At 58.4% G+C, this 8,025-nt stretch carries 6 protein-coding genes and 2 pseudogenes; 4 read left to right on the forward strand and 4 right to left on the reverse strand.

The features are described 5' to 3' along the window. Positions 1 to 25 precede the first annotated feature (25 nt). The 3 genes from C7C56_RS07955 to C7C56_RS07965 form a co-directional block, all read right to left on the reverse strand. The gene (locus C7C56_RS07955; protein WP_106756907.1) at positions 26 to 706 is read right to left on the reverse strand and encodes a hypothetical protein; all 681 of its coding nucleotides are present in this window, start codon (positions 704 to 706) and stop codon (positions 26 to 28) included. Positions 707 to 743: 37 nt separating this feature from the next. Continuing rightward, positions 744 to 2,009, reverse strand: coding sequence for a hypothetical protein (locus C7C56_RS07960; protein WP_106756909.1), 1,266 nt, complete (start codon positions 2,007 to 2,009; stop codon positions 744 to 746). A gap of 232 nt (positions 2,010 to 2,241) precedes the next feature. Continuing rightward, the gene (locus tag C7C56_RS07965) at positions 2,242 to 2,682 is read right to left on the reverse strand and encodes a hypothetical protein (RefSeq protein WP_106756910.1); all 441 of its coding nucleotides are present in this window, start codon (positions 2,680 to 2,682) and stop codon (positions 2,242 to 2,244) included. A 691-nt stretch (positions 2,683 to 3,373) separates the two neighbouring features. Between C7C56_RS07965 and tnpA the strand changes: the two genes are divergently transcribed. The 3 genes and pseudogenes from tnpA to tnpC (C7C56_RS07975) all read left to right on the forward strand — a co-directional run. Then, positions 3,374 to 3,670, forward strand: coding sequence for an IS66 family insertion sequence element accessory protein TnpA (tnpA, locus tag C7C56_RS28015; RefSeq protein ID WP_146204337.1), 297 nt, complete (start codon positions 3,374 to 3,376; stop codon positions 3,668 to 3,670). Continuing rightward, positions 3,667 to 4,008, forward strand: coding sequence for an IS66 family insertion sequence element accessory protein TnpB (gene tnpB / locus C7C56_RS07970; RefSeq protein WP_106756912.1), 342 nt, complete (start codon positions 3,667 to 3,669; stop codon positions 4,006 to 4,008). The genes tnpA and tnpB overlap by 4 nt, the downstream gene beginning before the upstream one ends. Before the next feature lie 59 nt (positions 4,009 to 4,067). Beyond that, positions 4,068 to 4,967, forward strand: a pseudogene (gene tnpC, locus C7C56_RS07975) (IS66 family transposase); the annotation flags it as partial. A gap of 249 nt (positions 4,968 to 5,216) precedes the next feature. Here the strand turns inward: tnpC (C7C56_RS07975) and C7C56_RS07980 are convergent. Further along, positions 5,217 to 6,578, reverse strand: a complete 1,362-nt coding sequence (locus tag C7C56_RS07980) for an IS1380 family transposase (RefSeq protein WP_106756913.1) — start codon at positions 6,576 to 6,578, stop codon at positions 5,217 to 5,219. 102 nt (positions 6,579 to 6,680) lie between these two features. Here C7C56_RS07980 and tnpC (C7C56_RS07985) point away from each other — a divergent pair. Then, positions 6,681 to 7,351, forward strand: a pseudogene (tnpC, locus tag C7C56_RS07985) (IS66 family transposase); the annotation flags it as partial. Between the last annotated feature and the right edge of the window lie 674 nt (positions 7,352 to 8,025).

Genomic DNA, 8,025 nt, shown 5'->3' on the forward strand with positions numbered 1-8,025 from the left:
GCCAAAGTTGTGTGTAACGATATGGCTATAGCTGTGCCAGCAATTCAATCACTTTGGCGTAGTATTTGCCCTTTTTTCCATACGTTGTCAGGTAATTCGTCGCCCGGGTCTTTGCGTCCAGCTTTTGGTTCGCCCCGGCCAAGGCTTGGATGTAGTAGTAGTAAAAACTCTCCGGCAAGGGAGTACCCAGTTTTTCCAGCCGCACGAAATGGGGCAAGGCTTCCTCGTGCTTGTTCTCCTTTATGGCGTTCGTGATCTTCGTCATCAGCAATTCCAGCACAATACTGCGGTCCATGCCCGCATACGGATCGAGGCTTGGGTCGCTAGAAACGAGCTCGAAATAGTGACCAAATAAACTGCGAAATTCGCCTGCCGTGTTGTCTGATCGCTTGAGAACAACGGACAAAGATCCGCGCTCACAGATGAAATATTGTCTTACATGGTTAGGTGTTACCAAGGGGCTGCCTATCTTACACACATCCCCTTTTTGGTATTTCATAGCGCCCTGACTTTCCCTATTAATAAATTCACCGCGTTCATAGATGAAGTTTTCATCCATCCTCATGGAAAATGACTTTTTGAAGACAACCCAGGTATCTTTTGGTATGTCGTCGAGATCCATGTCTCCAGGGATCAACTCGTCTGCTGAGTTTGCCGCGCTTGCACAGCACAATAGAACGATCAGGCTTGCTATAGTTTTCATCATAAAAATAGTCCCTTGGTTGTAAAAATATCGTTATCGGTCACCGGGTGCGATCCGCGACGCACTGGTCGACACTGACGATCGGTTTGCCCGACGTGGCGCAGGCCTGGGCAGCCGTGGCAGCGCAGCTTTCCCATTCCGGGCGCTTCGGGTTGGGGGCGTTGGCGTAACAGGTATATTTGGGGAAAGCGATGCAGCTCGTGTTCGGGCCGCCGCCGCAAGGCGGCGTCGGGTCCTCGCGCGAATCCGTACAGATCTTGGCGCTGGGCTTGCTGCCACAGGTGCGCGCCGCGCAGCTGTCTTCTGTGGCCTTGGCTGCGTTGCAAAAGTCCAGAGCACTTTTTCTCACCAGTGCCAGGCGCTCGGCTGCGGCCAGTCGCTCCCGCAGTTCCGCTGCGGCCTTCAGCCGGGCGTCCTCGCGCGCCTTGCGTTCTGTCTCCGCTGCCTCGAATGCTGCTTCCATCGGATCGCTCGAGCCGGCCTTCTTTCCCGCGCCCGTGGTGCCGCCAGGCCGCCGGTCTTCCAGCTTGGCGAACGCAGCGTCGATCGCATCGATTTCCTTCGCTTCTTTCTTCCTGGAGCAATAGTGCGGCGTGGCGCCGGTGTTCGATTCGCACAATTTGGCGAGCGCATTCTCTACCGGCGCCACGTCCACCGTCGAGCTTGGGCAGACCTGCAGACCGTCGAGCTTTACGCCCGCGCGCATCACCGCCTTCGCATCCTTGGCGTTGAGCTGCTGCCGTCCCTCAGCCACACACCAGCCCGCCAGGCCCAGTCCGATGCCTTTGTTCGACATCCCACCGTGCAGGAATTTCTCCCAGTTGTAGCCCTCGGGCACGTTCATCGACGTCTCGCCCGGTTTAGCTGCCACGCCCGTATTGAACGCCAGGACGACTGCAGTGTCATTCCGGCTCGTCGGCGCTTTCTCAACAAAGGCGACCGCTTCCACGTAGAGTTCCATGCGCTGCACGGCCTTGCCCACCGCCTTGGGGAGATTCTCCACCGTGTAAGACTGGGACCCGCCGCCCTCGGCGTCGGCCACCCGCACTTTCGTGGGGCTCCAGCCGAGTACATAGTCGCCTATCGGTTCGCCCATCAGCGTCCACAGCTTCCAGTTGACCTGGACCCGGCCGCACACCACAGGCACTGCCCTGGAACCGCTCTTGAAGCAGGTCTCCTGCAAGCCCATGGGGCGTAAGCTACCTTTGCCGCCTGGTGAGGCCGCGTTCACCGGATCGGCAGCTTGTGCTGCCACCGAAAAGAAAGCCGCCAGGGTCAGGGATTGGAAGAGAAAAAAGGCTCGCATGGGTCCTTGCAATACGCTGGTTGATAATATAAATGAGGGCGCTCTCGGGTGTTGCGATCGTAGTTTTAGGAGCACGGCGAGGGTCAGGTCTAATAAACGCGCGCCGGCGAAAGCCGTAGTGGCGGCTGCGGCAAGTAGGAGCAAAGAAAGCGCGCATGTCAGAACCCTCGACTGAATTACACGATTGTTGCCGCCAAAGGTGGCACGCAACGCCTTCACGCTCATGCGTGGGCTACGGCTTGTAGGAGAACCCGTCGGAGGTGATGACGTTGAATCCCAGCTTCTTGGCATGCGCCATTTTTGCGGCAATTTCCTGATTGGCTTTGTCGGTCGCAAAGAAATACGACACGTGGATGCCACTCATGATGGCTTCGTCGATCTTGTCTTTTTCTGCCGATTTCATGATGCGCTCGACATAAGCCGGCTTTTTCTCCCGGACATAGGTGACGTAGCTCTTCATGAGCTTCAGGCTCTCGGCGTTCACCGCGTCGGTGTCGTTGGCCTTGATGAAGAACAGGTTCTTCTCGAAGACGGTATCGGTGTTTTGATTGCCGTTCTCGCCCTTCACGGCATAAGCCTTGTAATCGACGGTGAAGTAAAGGTCGTGGGCTGCAGCGATCGAAGCGCCGTAGAAGACAAAAAGCGCAATGGCAATTTTTGAGATTGAATTCATGATGGTCGTCCGGCGTAAGCCAATAGTTTGTTACTAATTATCGTAGGGGCCCTGCAGCAATTTTGGACGGGACGCCGAATGGGGTATGCAAAAGTGGTTGGTCTGTTGATTTATTCACGGCGATGCAGCGCCGCACCCGGCGCAAGGATGGTCAAGGGCGCAGCGAAGAAAGTGGTCGCAGTGAGCGCCACGATCCCCGGCAACACAGTACCTTCCATTAGAAGTGCCGAAGACCGCCGTCGGAAAAAACTGTCTTTGCGAACGGGTAAGTCGGGTGTGAGTAAGTTAGGTGTCATTGCCAATCGCTAAGAAATGCCTCCGCGCTCAGTATCCCAACTCGCACCGATCCGATAAATAGTGCAAATGCGCCATTCCGGTGGCCCGCCCTTCAAATCCGAAATGACTATTCTAGACGCCCAAGACATTACAGGTGAAATTTAGCGAGCTGCTGTAGCATTTCTACCACTTGGCGCAAGGTTTGCCCATTACCGACTTTCGGAACGCAGTTTGTTCGGAGCCCGCAGCATAACGATGCGTTCGATGCCGCCAGCGCGCACGAACTCGCGAACGCAGGTGTATGGCAACCACGTACGGCCAGCTTACAAGGTCGGCCCATCGTAAGCGTCCAGTCCATCCACCTTCCATTGCCAATTTTCGCTAGCCATACTCCAGTTTTGAAAAGGAGATATGGATGGCAAATATCGAACGCGAAGCGCTGTGGAAAGAGCGCGTCGCACAATGGCGTGTTAGCGGTCAGTCGCAGCGTGCGTTTGCAGTGAATCAGGGCTATGCCCAGCGTCAGCTCAATTATTGGGCGCGACGATTGGCCGCGGTCGACGTGGCGCCGGCATTTCTGCCGCTGTCGATTCAATCTGCCGCGACCGTTGCGCCAGCGATCAATTTGCGTAGTCCCAGCGGCTGGACCGTGACGTTGCCGACAGCCTTGCCGACGAACTGGGTCGCCGAACTGCTGTGTGCCCTGGCATGAAGCTGCTGGCAGCGTCGTTCTGGCTGGCCACCCAGGCTGTGGACATGCGCACTGGCATCGATGGGCTTTCGCAGGATGTGCAGGAGGCCTTGGGCCGCGCACCCTGCGACGGTACGGCATACGTGTTCAGCAACCGTCGAAGGACCCGCTTGAAGCTGGTCTGCTGGGATGGCAATGGCGTTTGGATGTGTCTGCGCCGTCTGCACCGCGGTCAGTTCGTTTGGCCGCAGGCACACGAAACAAGCTGGCAGTTAACCGACGAGCAATGGCAATGGCTGATCGCCGGCGTCGACTGGCAGCGCTTGGCCGCGCCGGCCCCGGCGCAATGGCAGCTGTAGCGCCGCGCATGTGAACTGTTGTGCTTGTAAACAGCGGCCGTGCCCGGTAAACTACGGGAATGGATTTGCTCAATGAACTTACCCGCGCCAACCACGATCCCGCCGTGATCGCGAAGGTGCGCGCGCTGATGGAGCAAAGCGTCAGAGCAGAACAGATGCTGGCGAAAAACAGTGCGGCGCTGGCGGAGAAGGACTTTAAGATTGCTGCGTTGACGCTTGAATTAGCGTACTACCGTCGCATCAAGTTCGGCCAGAAAAGCGAGTCCTTCAGCGGTGAGCAGCGTGAGCTGTTTGACGAAACGGTCAACACCGACCTGGCCGCGACCGAGGCCGAGTTGGTGCCACCTGCTGATACCGGTGAAGGCGAAGCCGGCAAGCGCAAACGCAGCCGTGCCGGGCGCCAGCCGCTGCCGGCCGACCTGCCGCGCGTCGAGCACCGCCATGAGCCGGAGTCATGCCAATGCGCGGCATGCGGCCAAGGCCTGGTTATGATCGGTGAAGACATCAGCGAACAGCTCGACGTGGAGCCGGCGCGCTTCTTCGTACATCGCCACATTCGTCCGCAATACGCTTGCCGCGCCTGCGAGACGGTCATCGCAGCAGCGGTGCCGCCGGCGACCATTGACGGCGGCATGGCAGCACCGGGCCTGTTGGCCTGGGTGGCGGTGAGCAAATACACCGATCACCTGCCGCTGTATCGGATCGAGCAGATCGGCGCACGGCAAGGCGTGCCACTGGCGCGCTCCACGCTGGCCGAGTGGATCGGCAAGATCGGCGTCGCGCTGCAACCCCTGGGCGAACGGCTGGCCGAACTACTCAAGGAGCGACCGTGTCTGCATGCCGACGAAACGCCGGTGCGGCAACTGGACCCCGGCGAAGGAAAAACCCGCCATGCCTATTTATGGGCCTACCGATCCAATGACCTGGACGAGGGGCCGCGCATCGTCGTGTTCGACTACCTGATTCCGTGTTCCAACTTTGACCATCACTCTCCTGTTCGCAAAGTCGTCAATTTTTGCGAATTTCACGCCCCGACCGTGCCGTTGTCCACGACTATTGCGACTTAATCGGGTTTTAATCGGCCGGCTATGAACGTGCCTAGCATGATTCCCGGCCAGTTTGGTGGCGTCAGCCCATGCGCGCTCCTTCCGGCTCGCCGGAATCGTGAAGTTGCCCAGTCAATCGTTTCGTCTGCTTCGGCCTGTCGATCACGCTGCCCCCAGACGCGACAGGCGCGCTTGCAGGGCACAGAAGATGTCGGCGTGCATCTTGGCCGTGCGGCCGAAGTCGAGCACCAGTCGGCGCGCATGTTCGACGTATTTGGCCGCCCGGTTCATGATCTCCTGCAGCACCGTTCTCAAACGGCGACGTTTCGCCGGATGCCTGACCGGCGAGATTTCACCTGTCAAACCAAGTTGGCCGAGCAGGCGCAGGCAGTTATAGGCGAACATCGCCAGATGCATGATCGCGTCGTTGCTGTCGAACTTGCCCGACGGCAGACGTTCCATGTCGAGGTCGGTCTTGATTTCGGAGTGGAATTGTTCATGTGTGCCGTGGCGGCGATACAGCCGGATGATTTCCTCGGGCGCTGCATCCAGGCTGGTCCACCAGCCTTCGATTTCAACCTCCGGCTCGATCAGGTGCTGCCCCTTCTTGTCGATGCTGCGCTCGGTGACCGACACGACCAGGCGCAAGGTCCGGCGCTCCTTGCCATGGGCGCGCTCAAGCTGCTGCGACAGCAACGCGCAGCGTTTGCCGGGCCGCGCCACTTTGAACGCATCGGCTTGCTCGGCACGCGCCACCCAGGCGGCCTTGTCTTGCTTGCGGGGATTCCACTTGATGACGAAGTCCAGTCGCCGCCCAAGCGGCGTCAGCCGCTCGCGCTCGTCCTCGCATTGGAACAACAATTTGGCGCTGTCGAAGCCACTATCCTTACGCAAAAGGACATGTCGGTCGGCAGCGAGCAGGCGCTCGAGCTTGCCGTAGACCCGCTCCATGAAGAAATGCGTCTCCGCTGCGCTGTGCTGTTTTCCAGGACGCAGTTCCAAGCCGATGTTCCAGCCCTCGTTGCCCAAGTAGGCCGCGATCGGCGTGTAGCCGTCGACGCCCTGGTAGGTGCGGCTCACTTCCTCTTTCTTGGTGCCGCTGTTGTCCATGACGAAGGTGTCGATGTCGAGGCACACGTAGGCGCCGTCGGCTGTGATCGGCGCGCCGGTCCGCTCCAGCAGCCGCAGGCTGAGCTCGTCGGTGTACTCGCGAACACCCCCGGCGATGGCATCGAGACGCTGGCGCAGCCACACGCTGCCGGGGACCTTGGACAGATTGAGTGCCTTCTTGAAGAAGCGGTCATTGCGAAACGGCTCGATGGCTTCGAAATCGCTCTTGCCCAAGCACAGCAACGCGGTCATGCTCTTGGCGATGTCGGAGGTCTTCATGCCCTGCGATACCGGAAACCTGGAATCGAGAACCGCCTCGACTTGGGCGGCCTCGAAGCATTGGCCAATCAGGCCAAGACCGGCGTGTGAGGTTAATTCCAGGTTGCTCGATTGTTTGACTTCAAAGCGTGGCATGATCGGTCGGGTGAAAGCAGAAAATGCAATATTTTACTTTGCAATCAATGACTTGATCAACTATTGGATGAGGCGGAACACGGATTCAGGGACTATTAAACCGGCCGTGCCGGCGCGCATGCGCGCGCCTTCCTGTTGGGCTGGCGAGGCCAGCTGATAGTTGACGATTACGCAGGCTACAAAGCCATGTTCGCTGCCGGCATCACCGAGCTGGCGTGCATGGCCCACGTACGCCGCAAGTTCTTCGACCTGCATGCTGCCAGTGGCAGTCCGATTGCCGCGCAGGCACTGCGCCATATCGGCCAGTTATACGCCGTCGAGCAGCAAGGGCGCGAACTGGCGCCGACAGAGCGTTTCCAGCTGCGCCAGGGCCAAGCCAAGCCGCTGATGGCCGATTGGCACGCCTGGCTCCTCGCCGCACACAAGACCGTGGCCGTCGGCAGCGGCACCGCCAAGGCAATCGAGCATGCCCTCAAGCGCTGGCCGGCGCTGCTGCGCTATGCCGATTCGGGCACGCTGCCAATCGATAACAATCCGGTCGAAAACACCATCCGTCCTATCGCCGTCGGGAAAAAGAACTGGCTGTTCGCTGGCTCTGAACGGGCCGGGCGGCGCGCCGCCGCGCCGCCGCGATCCAGACCCTGCTCGCCACCGCCAAGCTCAACGGACTCGAACCATTACGCTGGCTCAGCGATACACTCGAAAAGCTGCCCACCTGCCCGAACAGCAAGATCGACTCCTTGCTACCGTTCGCACAGTCTAGCCAGACCTAAACCGCATTCATAGGTGGATGGGCTGGACGCTTACGGCCCATCAGCGACTCTTCCGGCTTAAAGAACGCATTCCCGCTCGCTACGAGGATGTGCCTGGAGCACACCTATCCGCCAAGGTCATGCAGACCATCAGCCAAGCTCCGCTCGTCTAAATACTGGCAAAAGATTGGGGCGGGTACGCCGAGGGAGGAGCAGTTCTGAGCCACATATTATGGGTAAATAAGGTGGTTGGTGCGGTACAGTGGCGGTACACTCGTACCGATCTGTTGACTTGCGTAGATTTCGCTAACTCATTGATTCGTTGTATACTAAGGCCTCATCACCCTACGCTTACTTTACGTCGATTTCCCTATGTGCACGGTTTCAACGGCAAACTCATAATCCGTTGGTGCCGTGTTCGACTCACGGGAGGCCCACCAATAAGATTCCTGTCGCAAAACTGGAATTCAATAAGGGGGCTTATACTTTTTCATACACTCAGGGTATTTTCCGAGCAAGGGATTTTCGCCTTTTTAGCGGGCTGCAACAAGTCGACTCTATCTACGAGTCGCCTAAACTTTTCCCACTGTTTTCGAACAGGCTAATTAGCAAGTCCCGCCCAGAATTTAAAGAATACTTGAGATGGCTCGGATTGTCGGACATGGGGGGCGACCCCAATCCACCGGACTTAAGCG

This window comes from Massilia glaciei (assembly GCF_003011895.2).
GTDB lineage: Bacteria > Pseudomonadota > Gammaproteobacteria > Burkholderiales > Burkholderiaceae_D > Telluria_A > Telluria_A glaciei.